The organism is Chitinophaga flava (genome assembly GCF_003308995.1).
GTDB classification, from domain to species: domain Bacteria; phylum Bacteroidota; class Bacteroidia; order Chitinophagales; family Chitinophagaceae; genus Chitinophaga; species Chitinophaga flava.
Genome location: NZ_QFFJ01000002.1, coordinates 828,083 through 853,713, shown reverse-complemented (window position 1 = coordinate 853,713; position 25,631 = coordinate 828,083). Strand labels below are relative to the sequence as shown.

Genomic DNA, 25,631 nt, shown 5'->3' with positions numbered 1-25,631 from the left:
GCAATCAAGATCATGAAAAGAAACCTCCTCCACATATTAATCGCTGCTGCATTGCTGCAGACAGCCTGCCAGAAAGACTTACTGGAAAAAGGCCCGCTGGATGCCTACACTAATGAATCACTATGGACCAGTCAGGCCGCAGCCACCGCGGCACTCAGCGGCTGTTACAAAGACTGGGAAACCAGTTTCAACATTTTTTATATGGATGCTGTAAGCGACAATTCCTACAGCCAGTGGCCATGGGACAACTACCAGCACCTCGGTAATGGTACCTCCTCCCCTGCGGATCCGCAGACCGTGAACAAATGGGATTATACCACCATCCAGCGATGCAACAGTTTTCTGGAGAATGTGGATAAAGTGCCGATGGATGAAGCACTGAAAACACGTTTTAAGGCAGAAGCACGTTTCCTGCGGGCATACAAATATTTCAACATGTCGCAGTTGTACGGTGATGTGCCCCTGGTAATCAAAACACTCACAGTGCAGGAAGCCAACAGCGTAAGTAGGACGCCCAGAGCAGATGTGCGTAAGTTTGTAGCAGATGAGCTGACCGCTGTTGCTCAGATACTGCCCGAAAAATACGAAGGCAGTGATGTAGGTCGTATCACCAAAGGCGCAGCCCTCTCGCTCAAAGCCAGAATGGAACTGTATGATAAAAATTATGCTGCCTGCATCGATGATTGTAAAAAGGTAATGGCTTTAGGTTACAGCCTGTATCCCAGCTACACCGACCTTTTCCGGCAGGCCTTTAAAAACAATCAGGAAGTAATCCTGGATGTACAGTACAAAGCCAATGAAAAAGACAACAATAACGGTGATGTAGGGATCATGCCTTCTTCTTCCTTTGGTGGCTGGGCTTCACTCAGCCCTACCCAATCATTGGTAGACGCCTATGAGATGACCAATGGCAAAACCATTGACGACCCAGCTTCCGGTTACAATGACAGCAATCCTTTCAGCAACAGAGACCCACGGCTGGCCGCCAGTATCGTGTACCCGGGACTGAAATATGAAAATAAATTCTATGATCCGATTTCTCCTAAAGCTGCTGACTTTTACAGCGAAGGCAACAACTCTCCTACCGGCTATATCGAGAAAAAATTCACCGCTTTCCTGTCTGACTATCCGGATATGTGGAACACTGGTCTTAATATCATCGTGATCCGCTATGCCGAAATCCTGCTCACCTATGCAGAAGCACAGATTGAATCCGGTGTAATCGATAATACTGTATATGCAGCCATCGATGCAGTAAGGGCCCGCGCTGGTATGCCGCTGGTAGACAGAACTGTGTATAGCGATGTTACTTCCCTGCGTAACCTGATAAGGCGCGAACGCAGAGCAGAGCTCGCACTGGAAGGTCTCCGCTGGTTTGATATCCAGCGCTGGCAGATAGGCACTACCGTAAGGTCCGGTACTGTTTATGGTACCCGCCTGGGCACAGTAGATGCCGTTACAGGTGCCACTGTCTTCACCGGCGACCACGTAGTGGCCGACCAGCGTACCTTTAATCCGCTGCGCGATTACCTGTGGCCTGTACCACAGAAAGAAAGAGATATCAATAAAAACCTGGCGCAAAACCCGGGATACTAGCAGATAAAAGATATGGAGTAATGACAGCCAGGGAGTTCCGCTCCCTGGCTTTTTATTTTAATCGAGGTAAAACCCTTGTACCGCTCATCCATCAAAGCTCCCAAAGGTTTGCACATCTCTCGGAAAAACTATACCTTTTGCCCAATAAAACCTTGTGTAGCATGTCACAAGCACCTAAAGAACAACCCTCTTGTCCGGGTAAACAGGAATCCCGGCGTGAATTTCTGAAACAGTCCTCCGCCCTTATGGCGCTGGCACTCACGCCTCCGCTGGTAGTAAAGGCAGGGGAAAACGATGAAGCCATCGCCGGCGCCTTCGAAAAGATACCAGTCAACCTGGATATCAATGGCAAAGCTTACCATCTCTCCGTAGAACCCAGGGTCACCCTGCTCGATCTACTGCGGGAACAGCTGGCCCTTACCGGTACCAAAAAAGGCTGTGACCACGGACAATGCGGCGCCTGTACAGTACATATCAACGGGCAGCGGATCAATTCCTGCCTGACGCTTGCTGTGATGCAGGAAGGGAAAAAGATCACCACTATTGAAGGACTGGCACAGGGAGACACCCTGCATCCCATGCAGGAAGCATTCATCAAACATGATGGCTTCCAGTGTGGTTACTGTACACCTGGCCAGATCATGTCGGCCGTGGCCTGCATCCGCGAAGGACATGCCGGTTCACCCGAGGAAATCAGGGAATTCATGAGTGGTAATATCTGCCGCTGCGGCGCTTATGATAATATCGTGGACGCTGTTATGGAAGTAAAAAAAGGAGGGTATACCGTATGAACCAGTTCTCCTACGTACGCGCTACCACTGCTAAAGCAGCCATCGATGCTATCAGCAAAGACAAAAATGCCCGTTTTATCGCCGGTGGCACTAACCTGCTCGACCTGATGAAAAGCGGCGTGCTGGCACCGGAAAGACTGATAGATATCAACAGGCTTCCGTTCAAAGACATCATCCTGCAAAACAATAGCCTGCATATAGGCGCCATGGCACTCAACAGTGAGGTGGCCGCCCACGAGCTCGTGAAAACACATCACCCGCTGTTATCGCAGGCCCTGCTGGCCGGCGCTTCACAGCAGCTGCGCAATATGGCCACCATTGGTGGTAATATGATGCAGCGTACCCGTTGCAGTTATTTTTATGATACTTCCATGCCCTGCAACAAAAGAACGCCCGGCAGTGGTTGTGGTGCAATTGGTGGTATCAACCGTATGCATGCCATTTTTGGTGCCAGCGATCAATGTATCGCTGTACATCCCAGCGATATGTGTATCGCGCTGGTAGCCCTCGATGCAACGGTACTGGTAACCGGTCCTAAAGGCAACCGCCGTATACCTTTCGGCGACTTCCACCGCCTGCCGGGAGATACACCCGACAAAGACAACAACCTCGCTAAAAATGAGCTGATCACGGGTATAGAGATACCTGCCAGTCCCTTCACTAAAAATGTATATTACCTGAAAGTACGCGACCGCGCCTCCTATGCTTTTGCATTGGTGTCTGTGGCCGCAGCACTGGATATCAGCAATAATACCATCCGTGCTGCCCGGCTGGCCATGGGCGGTGTAGCCCACAAACCCTGGCGTTTGCAGGAAGCAGAGAAAACACTCATCGGAAAAGCACCGACAGCGGAAAATTTCCGTATAGCCGCTACCGTTGCTACCCAGTCTGCCCGACCGTATAAACATAACGCATTCAAAGTGCCGCTGGCACAAAACAGTATCGTCACCGCCTTACAAAAAGCAGCTGCCATATGAAAAAGCAAGCCGTAGGACAATCCATGGACCGCGTTGACGGCCGGCTGAAAGTGACCGGGGCCGCCCGTTATTTCGCCGATCATCAACCCGAAGGTATGTTGTATGCTGCGCTGGTATGCAGCACTATCAGCAGCGGCCGCATTGCCGCCATCGACACCACCAAAGCTTTACGCGCACCTGGTGTGGCCGATGTCGTATCACATCTCAACGCGCCGCCCGTTCCGGGATACAAGCTGGAAAATCCCAATCCCAAACAAGGCCTTAAAATATTCTACGACGATCGTATTTATTCCAATGGCCAACCGGTGGCCATCGTGGTGGCCAACACCCTGGAACGCGCTATACACGCCGCTTCCCTGGTAAAAGTAAGCTACAACCAGGAAGTACATCAAACAGACATGGCCGCCAACATGGACAAAGCCTTTCAGAATAAAAACATGAAAGACTACCTCCGTGGTGAGGCTGATGCCTGGAAAAAAGCACCGGTGTCTGTTGAAGCAACATACAATATTCCCATCGAAGTACACAACCCCATGGAGCTGGCCGGTATCATCGCCCACTGGGAAACACCGGATAAACTCACCCTTTATGCTAAAACACAAGGCGTAAAGAGTGTCCAACAGACACTAAAAAATCTGTTTCAACTACCGGAAGAAAATATTACCGTTCATTCGCAGTTTGTAGGTGGTGCCTTTGGTATGGCACTCCGTGTATGGCCCATGGAAGTGGCCACTATACTGGCTGCAAAAAAAATACGCAAACCGGTAAAGCTGGTGCTCAACCGCAAGGAAATGTTTACCCTGGTAGGATACCGTCCTGCTGCCATGCAGAAAATAGGTATCGGCGCTACCAGTGATGGAAAGCTCACCGGCATCACACATGAAGCGGTAGCAGTTACTTCGCCTTATGAAGACTTCACCGAGGCCATCGTAAGCATGAGCCGTATGATGTATGCCTGTCCGAATGTCAACACACATTACCAGCTGGTACCACTCAACCTCAGCACACCGGTATGGATGCGGGGCCCCGGAGAAGCTACCGGCGCTTTCGCGCTCGAATCGGCCCTCGATGAGCTTGCCCATGAGCTTAACATGGACCCGCTGCAATTACGTATCCTCAATCATGCTGATATCGATCCGGAAAAAAATCTGCCTTATTCCAGCAAATACCTCAAAGAGGCCTATGAGATGGGAGCCGCTAAAATAGGCTGGCAGCAACGCAGCAATACACCGCGTCAGCTGCAGGAAAACGGCTGGCTCGTAGGTTATGGTATGAGTAGCGGCGTATTCGGCGCCGGCCGTGGTAGAGCTACTGCCAGCGCTACGTTCAAAGCAGATGGCTCCCTCATCGTACGCAGTGCCGCTGCGGATATCGGTCCGGGCACCGCCACCGCCATGGTACAGATAGCTGCAGATGCCACCGGCATCGATGTTAAAAAAATAAAATTCCTGCTGGGGGAATCTGCATATCCGGAAGCCCCCCGCCAGGGCGGATCTTCTACCGTGTCTACTGTAGGCAGTGCAGTCAATGATGTATGCCTGGCCTTGCAGCATAAACTGGGAGAACTGGCCACCACTGGTCATCCGGCCTTTAAAAACGTGCAGATAGCTGATATAAAATATGAAGACGGACAACTGGTAGCCGGCACTACCAGGATCGGCTATACGGAATTGCTGCAACAACAGCAGCTGCCCGAAGTGGTTGTCACCACTACCTCACAGGGTGGTGAGGAAAGAAAAAAATACGCGATGTATTCTTTCTCCGTCCATTTCGCCAAAGTACATGTTCACCCGGCTACCGGTGTAGTACGAATCAAACATATTGTAAGTGTGGCCGATTCCGGTACTATCGTCAACACTAAAACAGCCCGCAGCCAGATGATCGGCGGCGTAGTGGGTGGCATCGGTATGGCACTCACGGAAGAAGCGCTACTGGACCACCGCTTCGGCCGTTTCGTAAACAACAACTACGCAGACTATCACGTACCGGTGAATGCAGACACACCACCTACGGATGTACTGTTCATCAATAAAAAAGATCCTGTCATTAACCCGATGGGCTCCAAAGGACTGGGTGAAATTTCGCTGATAGGCTTCGCCGCCGCCGTTTCCAACGCGGTGTTCAACGCTACCGGCAAAAGGGTGCGTGACTTACCCATCACGCCCGATAAACTGATTTGATGTAAGACTGGTATCACTACCGGCAAACCCATATACGACCATGCAGAAAGAACTGGAAGATATTGTGAAGGCCTATCATACCGCCCAGGAGCAGGGCATTCACTGTGCCCTGGCCACTGTAGTACATGTAGACGGCTCTGCCTACCGGCAACCCGGCGCCCGTATGCTGATAACCGAAAACGGCGCACTCACCGGCGCCATCAGCGGTGGATGCCTGGAAGGCGATGCCCTTAGAAAAGCACAGCTGGCCATGCTGCAACAACAGCCCATGCTCGTTACCTACGATACCACAGATGAAGATGATGCTACCATTGGTGTAGGCCTGGGTTGCAACGGCATCATACATATACTGCTGGAGCCGTTGGGCCCGCACTGTGCCTTCAATCCGTTGACGTTATTGCAACAATACACCGGCACCCGGGAAACTACGGTGATGGTTACACTGTTTAATATGCAGCAGCGCAACGCTCCCCAACCTGGCACCTGTATACTGGTCACCAACAACGGAGAACGGCAGGTACATCTCAACGATGATACACTGCGGAAAGCAGTACTGCCAGACGTTTGCGAAGCATTTACCAACAGACGGTCTGCTATTAAAAACTATCATTCCGGTACGGAACAGATTTCAGCGCTCATCGCCTGGCATCCGCCTGCACTGCAGCTGCTCATCGCCGGCGCTGGCAATGATGTGATGCCCGTCGTGAAAATAGCCTCCACACTGGGCTGGCAAACCATCGTTGTAGATGGCCGCCCGGCCTATGCGCAGCCGCAGCGTTTCCCGGAAGCCAACCAGGTGATTGTTGCCAAACCAGCCAATGTACTGGATCATATACAACCCGATGAACATACTGCCGTTGTGCTGATGACCCACAATTACAATTATGATATTGCCCTACTCACAGCTTTGCTTCCCCACTGCCTGCCCTACACGGGCATCCTGGGACCGGCCAGAAAGCTGCAGCGCATGCTCGATGAAATAAAAGACACCGGTGCCCATATCACCCAGGAACAACTGGAACGTATATACGGCCCCACCGGCCTCGATATAGGTGCAGATACACCGGAAGAAATAGCCCTGTCCATCATCAGTGAAATCAAAACGGTGATGACCGGCGCCACCGGCCTCTCTCTCCGTAACAGCGATACGTATATCCATCAGCGTTCCCTGCAGCATATCATTCAAAAACAACTGTAATGCTGCACACTGGTATCATTATCCTCGCCGCCGGCGCTTCACAGCGCCTGGGAACACCGAAGCAACAGGTCATCTATCAGCAACAAAGCCTCCTGCAAAGGATCACTGATACCGCGCTCTCTATAGATGCTGCACCTGTTGTGGTGGTGCTGGGTGCTTATGCAGACAATATCCGCCCCGATATCGACGGTAGCGGCGCAGATATTATTGTGAATACAAACTGGTATACTGGTATGGGCAGTACCATACAAACCGGACTGTCACACCTGTTACGTGTATACGATAACGCGAGTGATGCATTATTACTACTCTGTGACCAACCCTTTATAACCAGTCACCTGCTTCGCGATCTGATTTCAACTCATCAGCAGCAACATGACAACATCACGGCCTGTGCCTATGGCAATACCACCGGCACTCCCGTGCTCTTCCATAAAAAGTATTTCCCGCAACTGATGGCACTTTCGGGGCAGGAAGGCGCTAAAAAAATTATCCTGCAGCACCCGGATGAGGTGACAACCATCCCCTTTCCCAATGGGATTATCGATATCGATACCCCCGACGATCTCCGCAAACTGCTGTAAATCCATCATTTTCAATGAACAAAAAAATTCATCTCCTATGCTGGTCGTTTATCAAATCTTTTCCCCTATATTTGTCTACAGAATTAGTAGACTAATAAAACATATAATTATGGAAAGTCGTCTTCAAGATCTAAACCTGCGCCAACACGGCTTCTTTACTGCCAGCCATACAGCGGCCTGCTCCTGTTGTTGTTAATCTCCCACTCTTCTGCTGCGGTCACCCCACCAATTTCCGCACACCTTAGCACTCATCAACCACCATTTTTAAACTGCCCACAAAACTGCTCGTCATGACTACGAACAACCAACCCGTTTTCCAACTGGGGAAAACGCTCACAGCGCCACAACTGAACTATTTTCATCAACATGGTATCATCCAGTTTAAAAACTTTTTCGACAGAGGAACACTCTCCCAGGTATTAGGGGAAGTGAGCGAGGTACAGGATTTCCTCTTGCGCAACCATGTACAGAAGGTGAATGGTATTCCTTTAAAGTTTGGAACGGATACAGACGGAACACCATTAATACAACGAATTGCCTTTGCCTCCCATTATAGTAATACCCTGCGGGAAATATTGAAAGATGAGCGCCTGCTGTTGCTCACGCAACTCCTGGCTCCTTATGATGGTCGCATCGGAGAAAATGAAAAAGACGGACTGGTGATCAACCACTACGTTAACACCGACGACAGCCAGTTCAGACAACTGGGCTGGCATACCGACAGCCCACGTGATCTGTTCCTGGGCACCAGGATCATGCCTATGCTCAATGTAGGCATCCATCTTGATGACTGTCCGCTGGAAAACGGCGGCCTCCGCGTGCTCGCCGGCACACATCACCAAAACATTCTCCGGCTGCTGTTCAGAAAAAAATACTTCATAGACCATACTCCCGACAAACGGGAAACAGGCTTCGACATTGAAGCCGGTGACCTCACCGTACATGATGGCCGGTTATGGCACCGCGTACAACAATCACCTTATATCGGCGAAAAAAGCCGGAGAAGAGTGATGTACATTCCGGTCATCACGGGTGCCTATCAACCTAAAACGGCACAATCGCCTACTCCTTTTTATCACAAACTGGCTCAACTGAAACAACACCTTTACGGTGGCAAACCGCAATGGGCCGCCACCAAAGGGACTACCGGCAAACTGGCAGAAGTCAACAGTTCATCCATTTAAATACAATACTATGTCTTACGCATTGGTAACCGGCGCAGCCAAAGGAATTGGTAAAGCCATTGCAGCCGAACTGGCGCAAAGAAACTATCATCTGCTACTGATCGATATCAACGAAGCATCGCTCTACGATACCGCTGCAGCGATAGCTGCACAGTATCACGTCAACGTGCACACGCTCCATCAGGACCTGTCACACCCCGATGCATTACAGAAAATAACCACCTGGACAAGTGAGTGGCATGATCAGCTCAATGTGGTAGTCAGCAATGCCGGATATGGCCTGAATGGCGCATTTGAAAACATCTCCCTGGAAGAGCAGTTCAACATCATCGATGTGAATATTAAAGCACAGGTAGGGTTATCATATGCCTATATCCCGGTGCTGCGCCGGTTTCCAAAAGCTTATCTGCTCAACCTTGCCAGTACAACGGCCTACCAGACAGTGCCCTATCTGAATATCTATGCTGCTACCAAAGCGTTTGCCTTGTCATTTACCAGAGGACTGCGCTACGAACTGCGACACTCGCCCATCTCCGTGAGCGCACTCAGTCCCGGCAGCACAGACACCGATTTTGTGAATCGTGCCCGCATGGGTGACAGCACCCGCAAATTAGCAGACCGTTTTAACATGACACCAGAAAGTGTGGCCAGAACAGCCATCAATGGGCTGTTTAGAGGAAAAGCAGAAATCGTCCCGGGGTTCATCAATAAATTAAATGCGTTTCTGCCCAAATTCTTCCCTAAATCACTAGTAGAAAAAATTGCGGGGAATATCTACGAGCCGCGCGAGAAAACGCCGGTCGTCGCTGTCACACCGGGTTAGAGGACATGCAATAACAGGGGAAAAACAGCGGCCTTGTTTAGGGCCGCTGTTCTATTTATTTACTTATTTATTTGTATTCCACTTGTTCGTCAGTGTAGTAGGTCTTTCCACCCGAAGCAACATGGTGTATAACAGCACCACCAGGGCTTTCTTCCAGCTTGGCATGATGCACCAGCATATAGTCACGTACTTCGCCCTGAATAATATCAGGATGATGTTTTAATATCTTCGTCTCTGCATCTTTCAGCACTTTGCCGATGGCCTTGTGTAAGGCTTTCACGGCCGGCTCCGGAATTTTGTTGCATACAGAAAACGGAGATATACGCGCCTCCCACAGAATATCATCTGCATAAGCATTACCAATGCCCAGCATATTATGCTGATCTACCAGAAATTTTTTAATGGCCGTCCTCTTTTTAGCCAGTGCCGCCTTCAGCCAGGAAAGCGTCATCTCATCAGACAAAGCATCGGGAGCTTCTTTAGGAGCAGGGTCCAGTGTGAGCGCGGCCTGTCCCTGAAAGTCCGTCAGTGCCAGCCCGGTACCACCTTTAAACAACAAGGTGCAGATGGTGTACTTCTGCTCGTTCTGGTCCTTAAACAAATAAAGTTTGCCGTGCAGCATCAAATGCATGCCCAGCACATGTTTGTTTTTAAATGTAAAATGCAGCTCTTTCCCTACACGCTGTATGGCTTCCAGCCGCTGCCCCTCGAGGGCTGATTTCAATTCCTGTTCTGTGTTATGCAGTTTCTTTTTTACAAACACATCAATGGACTCCAGTTCCTTATGCAGCAGGGCTTTCTCCAGATTGCGGCTAAATACTTGCAGGTCGGGTAATTCAGGCATGGCTTTTTTTTATAAAAATAATGATTCCTTATTGCTGCAACAACTGGTCCGCAAAACGCCATTGGGTCTTGAAATCCGGTGTCAGGGCCTGCCTGGTGATGATGGCACGGAACATCTCTATCGGAATAGCGTTCTCCTGCAGGAAAGCATCGTGCAACTGCAGTTCGGTCATCTTACCACTATCGATCAGTTCGTGATGCAGGGCACGCAGCTGCAGGCCACCCATCATATAGGCAATCTGATACAAAGGTCCGTAGTCACCTTCAAACGAACGGCGTACTTCGGAAGTAGCGCTGAAACGTTCATGTCCTACCCGGTCTACCAGGAAATCAATACATTGTTGTGGTGTCCATTTTCCCAGGTGATAATTCAGGGAGAAGATAATGCGGGCGCAACGGTGCATGCGCCAGAACAACGCCCCCACTTTCTCTTCAGGCGTGCTGTGAAAATTTTTATTCCATAACAGCATCTCCCAGTATAACGCCCACCCCTCTACGGAGAAAGGTGTACTGAACATACGGCGATAAGGTTTGTTGCGTTTGTTCATAAAACCCTGCAGGTTGTGGCCGGGTATCAGTTCATGAAACACAGTGGCATGGGCGAAAGCATAGTTATTGCTACGCAGGCTCATGGCTTTGGTGGCTTCATCCATATCTTCGGTAGGATAAGCTACCAGAATGGATTCCCCGCCCAGGAAAAAAGGTGCAAAACGCTGCTGTTCCTTGGTGAGCATAAACATACGCCATACTTCTTTGGCCAGTGGCGGCACCGTTACCAGGTTGCTGTCTTCCACAAATCTGATAGCCTCGTCCGCCAGCCGATGTATTAGTTCAGGCTGTTTACCAGGCGCCACATGATTCTCTTTCACTTTCTCCAGCGCTTTTTTCCAGTCTTTGCCAAAACCCAGTGCTGCAGAAGCTTTCAGCATCTCTGCATCACACCAGGCAAATTCCTTGTTGGCCATCTCCACCAGTTCTTCGGGAGAATAGGGAATCATTTCATACTGAAGCTGTGCGATCAGTGCTTCCCTTCCGATAGGTGTGCCTTTGATACCGGAGGCATCCAGCATTTTATCACTTTTATCTGCCAGTTCTTTTTCAAGGAAACGGGCATATTGTTCCAGCACTGAATCCGTTTGCTGATATGGTTGTTTTACCTGTTTCGTAAAAGCCGGTTCATAGCCATAATAAAAAGTATATACGTTTTTGAGGCCGCTGCGCAGGTCGTTTACAATATCGGCGGCTCTGCGGGCGGCAGTGGGTGTGAGGGTGTTTTTCTGTTGCAGCGCAATCCTGGCGTTACCAATCTGCTGCTGTACAGTAGCCAGCGCAGCCACTATCCGGGGTACGTCGGGATTATCGCCCCGGCGGCGGTTGACTTGCATTGTCATAATAGCGGGCGCAAACGGGATCACTGGCTGCAAGCTCTTATACAGCACTTCATTTTCATCAATTTGCCGGAGCTCCTGCGCTACTTTCCTTTTCAGCAGGATATAATCCACCTGTTCTCCTGTTGTCAGCGACGCAAAGGGCAAGGCTTTCAACTTATCCAGGGTTTGCCCGTAATAGTTGCGCAAACGTCCGAAATACTCCGGACTGTACCGGAAGATATATACCTTGTTCAGATCTTCCACATCGGCCGAAACCTGCTGTATCAACTCTTTAACAGGCTCTCCTGTGCCGGCACTGGCGCGCAGAAAAAGGAGAAAAAAAGGGATAATGATCAAATATTGTTTTTTCATAACGCAAAAACAGCTTTTGGACTGACTTTAAAGATACTCACCAGGAAATGTAATACTATGCTGATATTGTCTGGTTTTTCACCAAAATTGGTCCATATCAACATTTTTCTCCTATGTAAACATAATGTTAAATCGGTCTGACAAGCGATCACAGACAACTTTCCGGGATACTATTTCAGGCGTATAATCGTTATTTTCGTTCTAGTCTGTTTTTATTTCTAACTGTTAAATATTTTACGGAAGTGAATTTGAAAGTGAAGAAGTTTTTTAAACCGTTAATTTTTATTGTAACAATTAGTCTTTTTGTATTCCTGATTACCACTCTTACCTCTGCGGAAAAAAATCCTGCCAGCGCCCAACGCACCCTTATACCGGCAGTTAGTGATTCATTGCAGGAAGAAAGCCTTTACGACAGTATGCGGCTGGATACTACAGGACTCTCCAGGGAAGCATTTGAAAATGCCATACAAGGTTACGACCAGCTGGAAGAAAAAGGACGCATCAAAAATCCGGACATCCTTTCCATCATCGACTTTTCGCTGCCATCCAGCAAAAAGCGGCTGTTCGTGATTGACATGAAAAATAAACTCCTGCTGTTTAATACACTGGTATCCCATGGCCGGAACTCCGGTACCCTGGTAGCCAATGCTTTCTCCAACAAAAGCAACAGCTATAAAAGCAGCCTCGGATTTTATGTAACCGGCGACACCTATAATGGTGAGCATGGCTACTCACTGCGCCTGATCGGAGAAGAAGCCGGCATCAACGACAACGCCCTCAGCAGAGGTATTGTGATGCATAGTGCCGCTTATGTCAACGAAGCCCTGATCAAAAGCCAGGGATATATCGGCCGCAGCCTTGGATGCCCTGCTATCCCGGAGAACGTTCACCGTAAAGTGATTGAACGCATCCGCAACGGCACCGTTCTCTTTTTCTACAGCCCGGATAAATATTATTCCATGCACAGCCAGATGGTGGCCAAAGACAGTATCAACAGTTAAAACATTTTCTGTTTCATGATAGCGTCGTGGCCATATACGTCGGGCACCATGTGCAGTGTGCCATCATCATCTACCCAGGCGGTGAAATAAGTAATGATCACCGGTACCGGATGTTTCACCGCCACATACCTTTGTTTGCCGGCATTCATGGCGGCATCTATTTTTTCATCGGTCCATTCGGGCGAGTCTTCCAGAATGAAGCGTGCCATTGTCACAGGGTCTTTCAAACGGATACAGCCATGGCTATAGGCGCGGTTATCGCGGCTAAACAGCCGTTTTTCCGGCGTATCATGGAAGTAGATATTAAAGCTGTTGGGAAACAGGAATTTTACCCGTCCCAGCGCATTCTTCGCCCCCGGCCGTTGCCGGATCACCGGCAGCCCGTTTACATGGCCGGTTACCTCCATGTTCTTCCGCGCCAGATAATTAGGATTTCGGCTGATAGCAGGTAATATTTCCTTACGCACAATACTGCGGGGGATATTCCAGTATGGGCTGAACACCACCTGATTTAACTGACCATAAAACATGGTTGTGCTATGCCCTTCCTTCCCCACCACAATAGGCATATCAAACACTTTGTTACCGTTATTGGTAACATGCAGCATAAAAGCGGGAATATTCACCAGGATTAGTTTTCCTTCAGGAGATGCCGGCATCCATTTCATCCGCTGCATATTGATCAGCAGCTGCTGCAGACGGTCTTTTGCCGGTATGTTCATAGCATGAATCACCGTATCATTGATGATACCGTTTTCCGTATAGCCGTGTTCGTTACGAAAGCGGTTGACTGCTGTTTCCAGTTCTTCCGTAAACTCCTTAGTGCTGTCATTTTGAGATAGTTCTCCTGTGAGGGCCAGCCGGTTTTTGATACCAATAATTTCGGGAGATGACTGCCCTTTTTTCAGATGTTTGTTCGACGTGTCCACCATAGGCCACCCACCCTTTTTGACGATATCACGGTACTTCTGCAGCGCCGGCTTCATAGCTGCAACGACAGGATACAGCTTGTCATCAGCCTGCAGCATAGAATCAGTCATTTCCATGATCCCATACTTGCGCATAGGCACCATATTTTCGAGCTTCGAAAAATCACCATCCATTTTTCTGAAATAACGAACCAGCCGCCAAGTGAGCATCAGCTCTGTTTTTATCATATCGGGGTCGGTAGCTTTCACATGCATACTATCTTCTTCCAGAAGACGGTCCAGCTTGGCATTCAGCGGCTTGTCGCCACTGGTATCCTTACTATAGTTGAACAGACTGCGAAAAGCAGCTGCCTCTTCAGTGAGCCCACTACTATCTACCCACGCAAACTCATAATTACGGGCGTTATAAAAGCTCCGCATCTGGTTGGCAACAGTATCATTCAGCTGGTATTTGACTATAAAATCTGCCAGGGCGGCACTATCAAGGAAAAGGTAGTTATAGGCATTGTTCTGTGTGATCGCTGTGTTTCTCGGTGTGATCACAACAGCGGCCACCACTTTTTTTTCTTTAGACTCATCCGGGGCAGAGGGTGAACTGCAACCTGCCAGGATGTACATCAACAAGCCAAACAGGATTAGGTATCTCATACTTTTATCCCATCAAAATAAGCACCAGAGCCAGAAATAGGACATCAGGGAACAAATAGGTATTTTGCTTGTGGCTGCAAGGTCACACAATGTGCATATAGCGCTACAACGAATCAGGTCAGAACTTAAAAGCATTAAGCTTAAGCCCTGACCTGATAATCAACAACCTTAAATCGAATTTAGCCCAGGGCTTTAGCCCTGGGAATTCTATGATTAATTTAAGCCATAGCCGGATCGCTGATGCTTTCATTCCCGGTTTCCACTCTGCCGGCAAAACGTTGCTCAAACTGGCCATGACCTTCCACTTTTACGGAGAAATCATACCACTGATGACTCTTGCTGTTGTCCACAATGATAACTGCTTGTGTATTGGCAGCAATGGTTTTCCGGATCGCGGCTTTACCGTAGGCCATGTCGGTTACTACAAGGGTAATAGCTTTGTTGCTGCGATTAACGATATGCAGGTCTACATTGCCGGTCAGGCTCTTGCGGTTACGCAGACTGCGCTGGTATTCACAACTGATTTCTACCTGCGGATCATTGGCATCACCGGCAAATTCGCGGTAGAAGCCATTGGGGCCATAGCTGCAGAGGTGATAACGATTATTGTCAAAGGCATGCAGCGGCCAGGTGTCTTTCAGCTGGTCCCCTGCTGTCACGGCGTAAGACCAGGTACGTACAGGTTCCATCTGCCGGGTATCTGCCTGCAGGTATTTGCCGGGTGCATATACATTGAAGGGAGATCCTGCAGCCTTTTTGCCAAATACTTCGTTGGAAGCAGCAAAGCTGATTTCAAAATTTTTGCGGTCGGCGCCCAGTTTGCCATTTACATACAGCTGATAAGGCAGTGCACAGGAAACGCGGGTACCTGGCTCCTGACGCGGCATCCATTCTGCCTTGGCAGGGTTTGCATTGATCTTTTCTATTTCGGCGGCTGTCAGCTTTTTAAATTCATCCGGCAGCTTCTTAAATCGTGCATTATACACACTTTCTATAAACTCGTTTCTTTCCTGGAAAGGTACTTTCACCTTCTCGCCGTTGAACGGACGGAATACAGAAGTCAGGTCACCGCAAACGGTACGGCGCCATGCGGAAATATTGGTTTCCTGAATTTTTTTGCCTGTTTTGTGTTGCAGAAAATCTTCCATCAGCTGAATGATGGAAGTATGGTCAAACACCTGTGAATTCACATAACCACCGCGGCTCCAGGGTGATGCGATCACCAGTGGTACACGGTATCCCAGCCCTATCGGACTTTCACGCACGGAGTCTTTTTCAACATGACCTTTGGCAGCTTCCTGCTCTCTGGAGACATATTCCATCGCAGTATCGATTCCTTTGGACACCAGTCCTGTACCGGGTTTGAAAGGAGCCACAAAAGGCGGTACGTGATCGAAGTAACCGTCATTTTCATCATAACAAAGGATGAAGATCGTCTTCTTCCATACTTCTTCTTTTTGTGTGAGGATGTCCAGTACTTCAGATACGTACCAGGCGCCATACCAGGGAGAACCAGGGTGGTCGGAGAATTCGCCCGGTGCTACCAGCCAGGATACAGTAGGCAACTGACCGTTATTTACATCTGTGCGGAACTGATGCAGGATATCGCCTTTAGGTACCTGTACGGTCCTTTCAACATCACCATCTTTATAACGCAGCGTTTCCAGTTCATGATAATCCGGGTCTTTGCTGTTGGTAGTAAATGCTTTGTTGTGGAGGTTTTGCGCACGTTGCGGCAACTTTGCAAAATTAGCATCGGTAAAAGTCACGGCATCTTTCCTGCACTTTTCCAGTTCCTGTTTTTTCTCGTCCAGCTGCTGTTGCAACTTCCGGGCGTTATCACTACCGGGTGTTTCTTTGGCGAGTTTGTCCTGCACAGCGGTTATCTCTGCAGGCAGCTGTTCAATGCGACGCTGCAGGTACTGTATATGTCCTTTGGCAAAACGTACATTAAAGGCGCTGAACCATTCGATCGGATTATCGGTAAAGTTGGCCAGCATGCCGTCTTTTTCGCCTTCCAGGCCGGCGGCGCTGATTTCGTTCTGGTATATCTTCCAGCTGATGTTATTGTCTTCCAGTCTTTCAGGGAAAGTGGTCCAATGTGCTTCTGCGCCGTAATCCACATCTTCATTCCATACATTGGCTTTGGCGCTTGCTTTCTGTTCATCGCGCAGGGTGCCGGTCCACAGGTAAAGCCGGTTAGGAGTAGTACCGGTGAGGGAAGAACAGAAGTTCTGGTCACATACGGTAAAAGCATCTGCCAGCGAATAATAAAACGGGATATCTACTCTGTTATAATATCCCAGTGTGAGTGGCATGGGTGCCCAGTCTTTATTGCCGGAGGCTTTTACCTGCAACCATTTATCATACTTTCCATTGTTGCGGGCATCAACCTGATTACTCCAGGAATGCGGCAGACTGCTCATCCAGGTAGCTTTGGTATCTTTTATATTCAGCCGGAAAGGGGCGTATGTTTCGTTTTTATCATTGGTCTGCAGCCATACCAGGTTGTTGTTGGGCAAACGGATGGCACGGGGATCATTATATCCTCTTACTCCTTTCAGGGTACCGTAGCAGTGGTCAAATGAACGGTTTTCCTGCATCAGGATCACAACATGTTCTGCATCATAAAAGGTGGTACCGGGATGGGGATCTATGGCTAATGCCCGCTGGATGGAACCCGGCAGGGTCCCTGCTACGCCGGCGGCACCAGATAACAGGGCTGCTTTTTTGATAAAGTCTCTTCTGGTATTCATGTAAATACTTTTTTTATTGTTCGCTGATGATGCCCACCAACAGTGGGTATGCTTAAAGCGCCATAAAATAACAAAAAGTATGTTACGCCACAATTAACAATGGAAGAATGGTACAATAACACAGCAAAAAGGGCCTCCGCAAAAATGCAGAAGCCCTCTATGTTGAAATAAATGGTAAGCCCTTGTTAACGCTGATTGGACGGTATCACTACAATTTTAAACCGCATCGGCACATTCGGTGCGTTGGCCCTGGTGTTGTTGGGTCCACGCAATTCTACCAGTAACGTACCCGTCTGATGTATCACGTTGTAGTTTTCATTATTGAAAACTTCAGGCAACATCTCATACAATTCAAAGTTACCATTCTGCTGACGTGCAAGCGATACAATCACACCATCCAGCTGGTTGGCATTACGATCCAGTGATGGTATATTAAATTGCACAAAATATACCCCCTGATTATCCAATGTCCAGCCGCTGGGTTGAACATCAAAAAGGAACGTATTGTTGGGGATAACCTCATTGGTGGTTTTGGTACAGCTGGAAAAAACAAGACCCAGCAGTAACAATGGTAAGTATAGCCATGTTTTCATAAAGAAGCTGTTTGTCCAAGATATTCAAATACGGTGCCATAAATATTATTCATCACAAATAAAGAATTGCTGATATTTGTGAAAACCATTATCCAACATCGCTCTCATATGTTGTATCGTTTACCGCAGGAATTTCATCCCAACCCTCAGATGCAAGTCAGCCACACCGGAAAATGTGCACTGGCCTGGTTCCGCCTGCTCAGGCATCAGGACAAGGCAGAAGGGTTTCTTACTGAAAACACGCTGGTATTCATCATTTCAGGCAGCAAACATATTCACCTTTCAGATGAAGAGATCATCGCACATGCCGGCGATCTCATCATGCTTAAAAGAGGCACTTACTTCATGTCTGCCTTCCTCACTGAAGAGAGTACTTTTCAGGGATTGATGCTCTGCGTACATGATCATATCCTTCGTGCTTTTCTGGAAGAAATGGATGACATCAAAAAAGCGCGTATGAATATCCCCATGGTGTTACCCTGTAATGATCAGCTGATCAACATACGCAACAGCATCATCGACTATATGCAGCACCCGCATGCAAACACACCCAAACTACTGGAACTGAAAATCCGGGAGATACTGCTGTTGTTGCTCGCAGGCCCGCATCGTGCACAGGTACTGGCTTTCCTCCATCACCTCTTCGATACCAGCAGCGAAAACCTGACACTCACCATACGGGAACATCTACTCAAACCCTTATCACTGGAAGAATACGCCAAAATATGCGGACTAAGCCTCTCCGCCTTCAAACGCGAGTTTGCCAGACTATACAACGCACCACCTAAAAAATGGATCAACGAAGAAAAGCTGAAACACGCCGCGTATCTGCTGCAACACACTTCCAAAAATGTAAATGAAGTGGCCGATGAATGCGGATTTGAAAACACTTCCTATTTCATTAAACAATATAAGGCCCGCTTTGGTGATACACCTAAAAATACCCAACGGACTAAAAGTGCTATTTTCTGAGCGGTTTCTGTTATCACGCCAGCAACGATGCCTATTACCTTTGTCATAAACAAACAAATACATGAAAACAATCCACAGGGCAGTAGCCCTTCTGTTCCCCTTGCTGACAGCTGCTACGGCAGGTTTCGCACAACAGTTTAAACTCAACCGCACTCCGATGAAAGCCCCTGAAAGTGTTTATATCAGTGGTAAAAACTACTACATCAGCGATACCGGCGGAGATCCTTCCAAAAAAGATGGCGACGGATTTATCTATAAAATGGATGGCCAGGGCAATATCAGCGTGTTTGCCAGCGGACTGGACGCCCCCAAAGGCAGCTGGGTACTGAACAATATCTTCTATGTAACAGATGTAGACCAGATCAAAGGCTTCGATCTCAACAACGGCAAACAGGTCTTTACACTCGATATGGCCACTACCGGTACCGTGCTGCTCAACGATATGGCTGCCAAAGACGACTCTACCCTCTTTGTATCTGCTTCTGATATCAGTAAAATATTTATCATTCACCTGGGCAAGTCTCCCCGCTATGAAGAGCTGGTTTTCTCCAACCCGGTAAAAGGAGCCAATGGCGTGATATACGATAACAAACAAAACCGGCTGTATGCCTGCGGCTTCGGCGCTGCCGGCAAGCCCAACGGAGAAATCGGTTATATAGACCTGACACCTGCCGATAAAAAATTTGTGCCGCTCACCAACCGCACCGGTTATTACGATGGCATCGTATTAAACCGCCAGAAAACGGCGCTGCTGATATCCGACTGGGTTGCTTTCGAAAAGAAAGGTGTCATCCTCCAGCTGGACCTGAAAAGCAAAGAGATCACCACCTTGAACCACGAACTCATTGCAGGCCCGGCAGACTTCACGCTGGATAACAACGGTAATATCATCACACCTGCCATGATGGAAGGCAATGTACTGCTGATACCATTATCAAAGAAGTACTAATAAAAAAACAGCAAAGACGTAATGTATGATACGTCTTTGCTGTTTTCGCAACTTTCTGAATCAACAGGACTACAGTTTCACCTGCACACCTGCTGTTCCCCCAATATAGTCACCCCAGAATTTATTATTGCGATAGTGTCCAGACCAGAGGTAGTATCCTGACAAGTCCTCTCCTATACCATTTTTCGTGTTCACATGATTGAAAGTAGGGCCTGCAAACACTTCTACCCTGCTACCCAGGCGCCAGGCCGGAAGAATGGCCAGTGTTTGTTTGTGGTATTCCCATTTCTTGACATCAGTAAGTGCGGTGGAAGTAGCTTCTACGTTGATACGGAAACGTGGCCGCTCAAACACATGTGCTCCAATACCCGCCTGAATGGCATATCGCGTGTCTGCATCTTTAAAATTATAACCCACGCCAATGATACCATACATCACACGGCCGCCGGATTTAAATGACAGGATGGTAGTTGAAGTTTCATCAACACTCAGGCTCAACTGTTTTTCACCTTTCTTCACAATGTTGATGATACCAATAGGATAATCGCTGCTGTCGGCGATATTAAGAAACGCCGCTACCTGCACACCCTTTACTTTTTTGGCCACATTCATTAAACCGGCCACCTGCGTATGTGCATTGCCGTTAGTATTGATAAAACCGGCGAGCTGTACTTTAGCATTGCGGTGCATGTTTCCAAATCCGGAAATACTGAGTTGCACTGTATCTCCTTTGTTGAGGAAACCTGCCAGCTGTCCGGAACTGGTATCTCCTTTAGTAGCAAAATTGGCAAAACCGGATACCTGATAGCCTTTCAACTCTTTGGCTGAGTTTATGAAACCAGCTACCATTACACCCTGGGCCTTGTTATGTACGGTATTCATAAAACCCGCAACACTGGCTCCTTTGGTGATATTGCCGATATGGTTGGAGAAACCGGCTACCGCAGCACCGCTAACATTTTCTTTGACAATGTTTGAAATACCGGCCAACGCTGCACCAGTCTCTGCTTTGGATACTCCGGCAATAATATGCAGCGAAAACTGGTTCGTATAAAGAGGCGCATCCTTACCATTGGTACTGATTGGATATACCAGGCCCACATGCGCGGGCCTTGTCAACGGAGATTGTCCCAATACTGTTGTGGTAAGGTTAGAAATGGCGATGAGGGATAAAATAATAATTCTGGCTAAGGTCGTTGTTCTCATATCAGTGTATATTAATTCGTATAGAATAACGACACGTCAATAAACCGATACCCCTATGCCATTTTTTTAAAAATCAGAAAATATTGATACCAGCCTGCCATCCTAACCATCCAGTGGCTCCATCAGCAATCCTAAAGGAAGGATAACCTGCTGCAGGTATCTGAGACAGATAACCTTCTTTGGGTTTCCACAGATCATCATAAATATGGAAAGCCAGTGATGGTCCTGCAAATACAGAGAGCCAACGGGTAATTCTATAGTTCAGTAATGGTTGTAAACGATATACCTGTGAGTCACCACCATCAACAAAAAGTGTCTGTCCGGTTGCTTCTGCAGTCAGAAAAAGATGTTGATTAAAATTCATCTCTCTTCCTATGCCATAACCGACAGTAAATACTTTTTTATCGCCAGGACTGAATCCTGCAAACAAAATACTGTAGAACTTTCTGTATCCCGTTTTCCAGGCAACATTATAGTTAACCAGGTCATTGCTGTAAACAGATAATTTATGATAACCGTGTTTCACGATGTTCACCAGTCCTATGCTGTAGCCGGAAGAGGTATCGGCAATATTGACCAGCCCTATCTGTACACCTTTAAGATGTCTGGCATAGTTAAAGACAGTACCCAGTTGCAGCCCTCTCACGGTTCCATGGCTGATATTACCGACAGTAGAAATCTGTGCTCCTTTTACGTCCTGGGCGGTGTAGTTATAGACACCGCTCACCTGCCAGCCTTCCAATGCCTTGTGGGTAGAACTGCCGATGGAGGCCACTTGCACACCGTGGGTATTTCCTTTCACAATACCTACCACACCATTCACCTGCGCACCGTCCATATTACCGCCTACTTCCCCAACAACACCGCTTACCTGTGCTCCTTGCAGACTGCCTTCCACTACATTGCTGACACCTCCTAACTGTACGCCTTTCATAGAGTCAAGCACATTGTTGTGTATACCGGCTACCTGTACACCTTTGGTTTTCCCCCCCACTATATTCGTCACACCAGCGATCTGTACGTACTGTACATTACCTTTCACAATATTAAACACGGTGCCCAGCTCAAAACCGTCTACACCAGCAGTATAACCACCTATCACATTGATGGAGAACTTATTGATCACCTGTCCGCTCATTCTGCCATGGGTGCCCAGTCCCGGAGCCAGTGAAGCCTGATAAGGCTTATCAGCCAGAAATGCGCCCAGGTTAAGGCTCTGCACCTTCTGACGGGAAGATAACATCATTTTGCCCAGCCAGGTCCTTTCCACCTGCATATGCCCGGTGACCTCCACCGTTTTCAACTGATAACTGGCCGGTGAAATTGTAATACTCAACTCCTGGTCATGGCCGGTATTAATCAGCAGAGACGTATCTGAATACAGCTCCTTACTAATGCTGATGGCTGCGGTGGGACTTTTGTCCCGTAACCGCAGCCTGAAGTAACCGTCGTTGTTTGTTAAAGTAGATATGAGTTGCTGTCGTTCATACACGCTGGCATTGGGTACCCGCTGCCCTGTCTTCGTGTCCGTGACGACACCCGTTATCTGATAATAGGTTTGTCCCGATGTTTTTTTGAAAAGAATGATATAGTTGCCCGACTCTTTATACATATACTCTCCTTCAAACAACTGATCGAGTATTTGCCGGACTGTTTTATTTTTTGCAGAGATGCTGACCAGGCTGTCTTGCGGAAGGATGGTACTGATATAGGAAAAGTAAAAATTCCCTTGTTTGGAGATGATGTTCAGCACATCCGATAGTTTCTGTTTTCTGGCTTCTACCGTGACGGTTTTGTTGAGCAGGCTCTGGGCCTGTACCTGCACGGAAAGAAAAAACGCCAATACTATCGATAAAAATATTCTGTTAAGTAACATACTGTATAGTGGCGTTATTTCAATGTGATGTTAGACCCGTTTTTCTCTATGGTAATACCATAGGTAATACCGATGATCTGAAGGGTGCTATCGAGTGAGCTGTTGCTGAAAGTCACGCTGATGGGCTGTTCACGCTTGTCGTTATCGGCGATCACGATATTCACCCCGTAGGCTTCGTTGAGGATGGCCACCAGTTTCCACAGCGGTGTATTGTTGCATACGAATGATTTTGTACGATAGTAGTTGTACAGATCATCGGTGTTCTGCTGTTTTACAGGAGCAGCGTCATTATCGGTCACCACGGCTTTTTCGTTTTTCTGCAGCTGTATGCTGTTTTGGTGTTTGCTTACTTCTACAGAGCCGGATTCTACAATCACTTCTGTTTTGCCATTGGCACTTTTGATGTTAAAGGAAGTGCCCAATACTTTTACTGTTACATCGTTTACCCTGATCACAAAAGGATGGCCGGGGTCCTGGGCTACATTGAAGAAAGCCTCTCCTTCCAGTTTCACCTGTCTGTCCTTGTTAAAGGAGCCAGCATAGGAGACGGAAGATTGTTTGTTGAGCGTTACCTGAGAACCATCAGGCAGAACGTTCTGTGTTACGCTGTTGTTGGCATATATCACGTGCTGCTGTTGGGTTTTCATATACCAGAAACCGGTGGCTCCCAACAATACCAGGAGTGTGGCAGCAATGCTGAGGTTACGGCGCCAGTAGGAGAAGTTAGGTTTGATGATGCGGGCTTCAGACTGTTGTTCACTGGCGCCTACCCGTTGCTGAAAACGTTGCCAGGCATCATCTTCATTTACCGTGCTTACCGCGGCCAGTTTTTTACTTTGTTCCCATATCAGCCGGAAATGTTCATAATACTGCTGGTGGGCCGGATCTGCTGCTATCCAGGCTGTTATCTCTTCCTGCTCTGCCGGGGTGGTGATGCCCAACATATATTTTACCAGGAGATCATCATTTATATGGTCTTTGTTTGTATTCACTGATAAAAGTTTAGAGATGGAGCAATATAAGTAACAGGGGAAGGAAGTCCACCAGGTTGAGTCGGAGCAACCGTAATGCTTTTCCCATCTGATTTTCCACTGTTTTTATGGAGATGTCCAGCCGGTCTGCTATTTCCTGGTATTTTAATTCCTCAAAACGGCTCAACTGAAATACGGTCCTGCATTTCTCCGGCAGTTCGCGGAGTGCTTTGTCCAGTTTTTCTTCCAGTTCCCTCATGGTAACTTTACCGGAGGTATTGCCGGTGTCCCTGTTGTTGCTCATCTGATACTGTGTATGCGCCTGGTGGTTGGCTTTAACTTTCTGATGTCGCAGATAATTGATGCTTTCATGATATACTGCTCTGTAGAGGTATCCGGCGATGGACTGTTTGATCTTTATTTCTCCGGATTTCTCCCACAGTTTACAGAATACGTTCTGAACCATTTCTTCTGCCATTACATCATCTTTCAAAATGGTGCAGGCATAGGCATGCAGACCTTTAAAATGAGTTTTAAATGCCTGCTCAAAGGTTAATGTGTCTTCTTTTTCCAGTAACGAGGTATTACCTGGATATTGCAACTCCATGCTGAGGTTTTGATAACTTAAATCAAAGATAATTCCTTCTGCCAATTGAAATGCTTTTCTAAACGACACCATTAGGAAAGGATACCCCTACGCGAAGGAATAAAATTTTCCAGTAAAGAATAAAGCTGGCCCACTGTGCCTGGATTCCGTTTGTTTCCGCAAATTTCCCTTGTCAGACGGCTATTGTGTCTCTTTTTTTTGCGCGTTTTGCCGCTTTGAACATGCAATTTAACATTATCTTATGCAACTATTCCATAATATTGTTCAAAAGAATATTATGAAATTTTGGTACACCACTGTCGCACTGCTGTTTATGGGCACTGCTGCTTTTTCGCAGAAGACCGCGTACATCAATTTTCAGCAACTGATCGCAGCCATGCCTGAAACCAAACAGGCCACCGATACCCTACAGAAATACCAGCAGGAGTTGGCTAAGGATGGTCAGTATCTTGTAGCGGAATATACCCGCAAATTACAGGAATACGACAGCCTGGGCGCTAAATGGACCGAACAGATTAAAGCGATGAAAGAGAAGGAATTGCAGGATGCGCAGGCCGCTATACAGGACTACCGCCAGCGGATGGAGGAGAAACTGGGCGCCAAAGATCAACAGCTGCTGATTCCTATCATGGACAAAGCTAAAAAGGCGCTGAAAGCGATAGCTACCGAAAAAGGCTACACGCTGGTAATCGATAATTCCAAAGATGAAGTGTTGATTGGTTCGGATGCCGATGATCTGATGGCTCCTGTAAAAGCCAAACTGGGACTGAAATAAAAAATCTGGTGATGGGCTTTTCCGGTTGTCTGTAATATCAACTGCTACCTCTCCTTTCGCCATTCAGGATAAGTATGCATCTTCATACAACCGGATAATCCATCACCAGATCAAAACGTTCAAACTATATGTGCAGACCGTGCGCCAGCAGTGTTTTCCACTGCGGATTGCTACGCACAAACTCCGCTACTTTTTTGCTGGAAGGGACCATACGGATATTCTGTGCAGAAATCTCCTCCATCACTTTTCCCAGCATTAACGGCAATACACCTTGTTTTTCCAATGTAGGCGGCACTTCTGCGCCCGTCAGGAAAATACGGCTGCCATTTTTTTCATAAATAACCTTGGCCAGCTGTCCGGCAATATGCGCCTCAAACTGCCTGGCCTCCTTGTTGTCAATAATTTTGAAATCCTTCATGATCATTCATTA

22 protein-coding genes are annotated in these 25,631 nt (G+C 47.8%); 12 read left to right on the top strand and 10 right to left on the bottom strand.

Going from position 1 to position 25,631, the window contains the following annotated elements; translation table 11 throughout:
- Positions 1-12: 12 nt before the first annotated feature.
- The 8 genes from DF182_RS19890 (at position 13) to DF182_RS19855 (ending at position 9,333) form a co-directional block, all read left to right on the top strand.
- Positions 13-1,596 carry a RagB/SusD family nutrient uptake outer membrane protein gene (locus DF182_RS19890; RefSeq protein ID WP_113617566.1) on the top strand — a complete coding sequence of 528 codons (1,584 nt, stop codon included), beginning with the start codon at positions 13-15 and terminating at the stop codon, positions 1,594-1,596.
- A 161-nt stretch (positions 1,597-1,757) separates the two neighbouring features.
- Positions 1,758-2,387 (top strand): (2Fe-2S)-binding protein, encoded by a 630-nt coding sequence (locus DF182_RS19885; RefSeq protein WP_113619651.1) that lies wholly within the window; start codon positions 1,758-1,760, stop codon positions 2,385-2,387.
- A complete protein-coding gene (locus DF182_RS19880; RefSeq protein WP_113617565.1) occupies positions 2,384-3,364 on the top strand; it encodes an FAD binding domain-containing protein in 981 nt (326 codons plus the stop codon). Before DF182_RS19885 ends, DF182_RS19880 begins: the two co-directional genes overlap by 4 nt.
- The gene (locus DF182_RS19875; RefSeq protein ID WP_113617564.1) at positions 3,361-5,544 is read left to right on the top strand and encodes a xanthine dehydrogenase family protein molybdopterin-binding subunit; all 2,184 of its coding nucleotides are present in this window, start codon (positions 3,361-3,363) and stop codon (positions 5,542-5,544) included. Before DF182_RS19880 ends, DF182_RS19875 begins: the two co-directional genes overlap by 4 nt.
- A 40-nt stretch (positions 5,545-5,584) precedes the next feature.
- Complete coding sequence (locus tag DF182_RS19870) at positions 5,585-6,742, top strand: XdhC family protein (RefSeq protein ID WP_113617563.1); 1,158 nt, start codon at positions 5,585-5,587, stop codon at positions 6,740-6,742.
- Positions 6,742-7,326 carry a nucleotidyltransferase family protein gene (locus DF182_RS19865; protein WP_113617562.1) on the top strand — a complete coding sequence of 195 codons (585 nt, stop codon included), beginning with the start codon at positions 6,742-6,744 and terminating at the stop codon, positions 7,324-7,326. Before DF182_RS19870 ends, DF182_RS19865 begins: the two co-directional genes overlap by 1 nt.
- A gap of 290 nt (positions 7,327-7,616) precedes the next feature.
- Complete coding sequence (locus DF182_RS19860; RefSeq protein WP_113617561.1) at positions 7,617-8,510, top strand: phytanoyl-CoA dioxygenase family protein; 894 nt, start codon at positions 7,617-7,619, stop codon at positions 8,508-8,510.
- Between the two features lie 10 nt (positions 8,511-8,520).
- A complete protein-coding gene (locus DF182_RS19855; RefSeq protein ID WP_113617560.1) occupies positions 8,521-9,333 on the top strand; it encodes an SDR family NAD(P)-dependent oxidoreductase in 813 nt (270 codons plus the stop codon).
- A 67-nt stretch (positions 9,334-9,400) separates the two neighbouring features.
- Here the strand turns inward: DF182_RS19855 and DF182_RS19850 are convergent, their stop codons facing one another.
- Complete coding sequence (locus tag DF182_RS19850; RefSeq protein WP_113617559.1) at positions 9,401-10,177, bottom strand: DNA-formamidopyrimidine glycosylase family protein; 777 nt, start codon at positions 10,175-10,177, stop codon at positions 9,401-9,403.
- Positions 10,178-10,205: 28 nt separating this feature from the next.
- Positions 10,206-11,918 carry a DUF885 family protein gene (locus tag DF182_RS19845; RefSeq protein ID WP_113617558.1) on the bottom strand — a complete coding sequence of 571 codons (1,713 nt, stop codon included), beginning with the start codon at positions 11,916-11,918 and terminating at the stop codon, positions 10,206-10,208.
- Positions 11,919-12,160: 242 nt separating this feature from the next.
- On the opposite strand from DF182_RS19845, the gene DF182_RS19840 reads away from it, so the two are divergent.
- The gene (locus tag DF182_RS19840) at positions 12,161-12,919 is read left to right on the top strand and encodes a murein L,D-transpeptidase catalytic domain family protein (RefSeq protein WP_245957499.1); all 759 of its coding nucleotides are present in this window, start codon (positions 12,161-12,163) and stop codon (positions 12,917-12,919) included.
- Here DF182_RS19840 and DF182_RS19835 read toward each other — a convergent pair.
- The 3 genes from DF182_RS19835 to DF182_RS19825 all read right to left on the bottom strand — a co-directional run bounded on the left by DF182_RS19835 (position 12,916) and on the right by DF182_RS19825 (position 17,845).
- Positions 12,916-14,496: a L,D-transpeptidase family protein gene (locus tag DF182_RS19835; protein WP_113617557.1), complete on the bottom strand. Its 1,581-nt coding sequence runs from the start codon at positions 14,494-14,496 to the stop codon at positions 12,916-12,918. The genes DF182_RS19840 and DF182_RS19835 overlap by 4 nt on opposite strands.
- Positions 14,497-14,714: 218 nt before the next feature.
- On the bottom strand, positions 14,715-17,252 hold the full coding sequence (locus DF182_RS19830; RefSeq protein WP_113617556.1) for a phosphocholine-specific phospholipase C: 2,538 nt from the start codon (positions 17,250-17,252) through the stop codon (positions 14,715-14,717).
- Between the two features lie 185 nt (positions 17,253-17,437).
- Positions 17,438-17,845, bottom strand: a complete 408-nt coding sequence (locus DF182_RS19825) for a hypothetical protein (protein ID WP_113617555.1) — start codon at positions 17,843-17,845, stop codon at positions 17,438-17,440.
- 78 nt (positions 17,846-17,923) lie between these two features.
- On the opposite strand from DF182_RS19825, the gene DF182_RS19820 reads away from it, so the two are divergent.
- Entirely contained in the window at positions 17,924-18,817 is an 894-nt protein-coding gene (locus DF182_RS19820) for a helix-turn-helix transcriptional regulator (RefSeq protein WP_147243486.1), read from the top strand.
- A 61-nt stretch (positions 18,818-18,878) separates the two neighbouring features.
- The gene (locus tag DF182_RS19815; protein WP_113617553.1) at positions 18,879-19,766 is read left to right on the top strand and encodes a hypothetical protein; all 888 of its coding nucleotides are present in this window, start codon (positions 18,879-18,881) and stop codon (positions 19,764-19,766) included.
- Positions 19,767-19,835: 69 nt separating this feature from the next.
- On the opposite strand, the gene DF182_RS19810 is transcribed toward DF182_RS19815, so the two are convergent.
- The 4 genes from DF182_RS19810 to DF182_RS19795 form a co-directional block, all read right to left on the bottom strand.
- Positions 19,836-20,972: a hypothetical protein gene (locus tag DF182_RS19810; protein ID WP_147243485.1), complete on the bottom strand. Its 1,137-nt coding sequence runs from the start codon at positions 20,970-20,972 to the stop codon at positions 19,836-19,838.
- 73 nt (positions 20,973-21,045) lie between these two features.
- Positions 21,046-22,848 (bottom strand): LA_2272 family surface repeat-containing protein, encoded by a 1,803-nt coding sequence (locus tag DF182_RS19805; protein WP_113617551.1) that lies wholly within the window; start codon positions 22,846-22,848, stop codon positions 21,046-21,048.
- Positions 22,849-22,862: 14 nt separating this feature from the next.
- On the bottom strand, positions 22,863-23,840 hold the full coding sequence (locus tag DF182_RS19800; RefSeq protein ID WP_113617550.1) for a FecR domain-containing protein: 978 nt from the start codon (positions 23,838-23,840) through the stop codon (positions 22,863-22,865).
- Positions 23,841-23,850: 10 nt separating this feature from the next.
- Positions 23,851-24,426 carry an RNA polymerase sigma-70 factor gene (locus DF182_RS19795; RefSeq protein ID WP_113619649.1) on the bottom strand — a complete coding sequence of 192 codons (576 nt, stop codon included), beginning with the start codon at positions 24,424-24,426 and terminating at the stop codon, positions 23,851-23,853.
- A gap of 277 nt (positions 24,427-24,703) precedes the next feature.
- On the opposite strand from DF182_RS19795, the gene DF182_RS19790 reads away from it, so the two are divergent.
- Positions 24,704-25,201: an OmpH family outer membrane protein gene (locus DF182_RS19790; protein ID WP_161964189.1), complete on the top strand. Its 498-nt coding sequence runs from the start codon at positions 24,704-24,706 to the stop codon at positions 25,199-25,201.
- Positions 25,202-25,325: 124 nt separating this feature from the next.
- On the opposite strand, the gene DF182_RS19785 is transcribed toward DF182_RS19790, so the two are convergent.
- A complete protein-coding gene (locus DF182_RS19785; protein WP_161964188.1) occupies positions 25,326-25,619 on the bottom strand; it encodes a GNAT family N-acetyltransferase in 294 nt (97 codons plus the stop codon).
- Between the last annotated feature and the right edge of the window lie 12 nt (positions 25,620-25,631).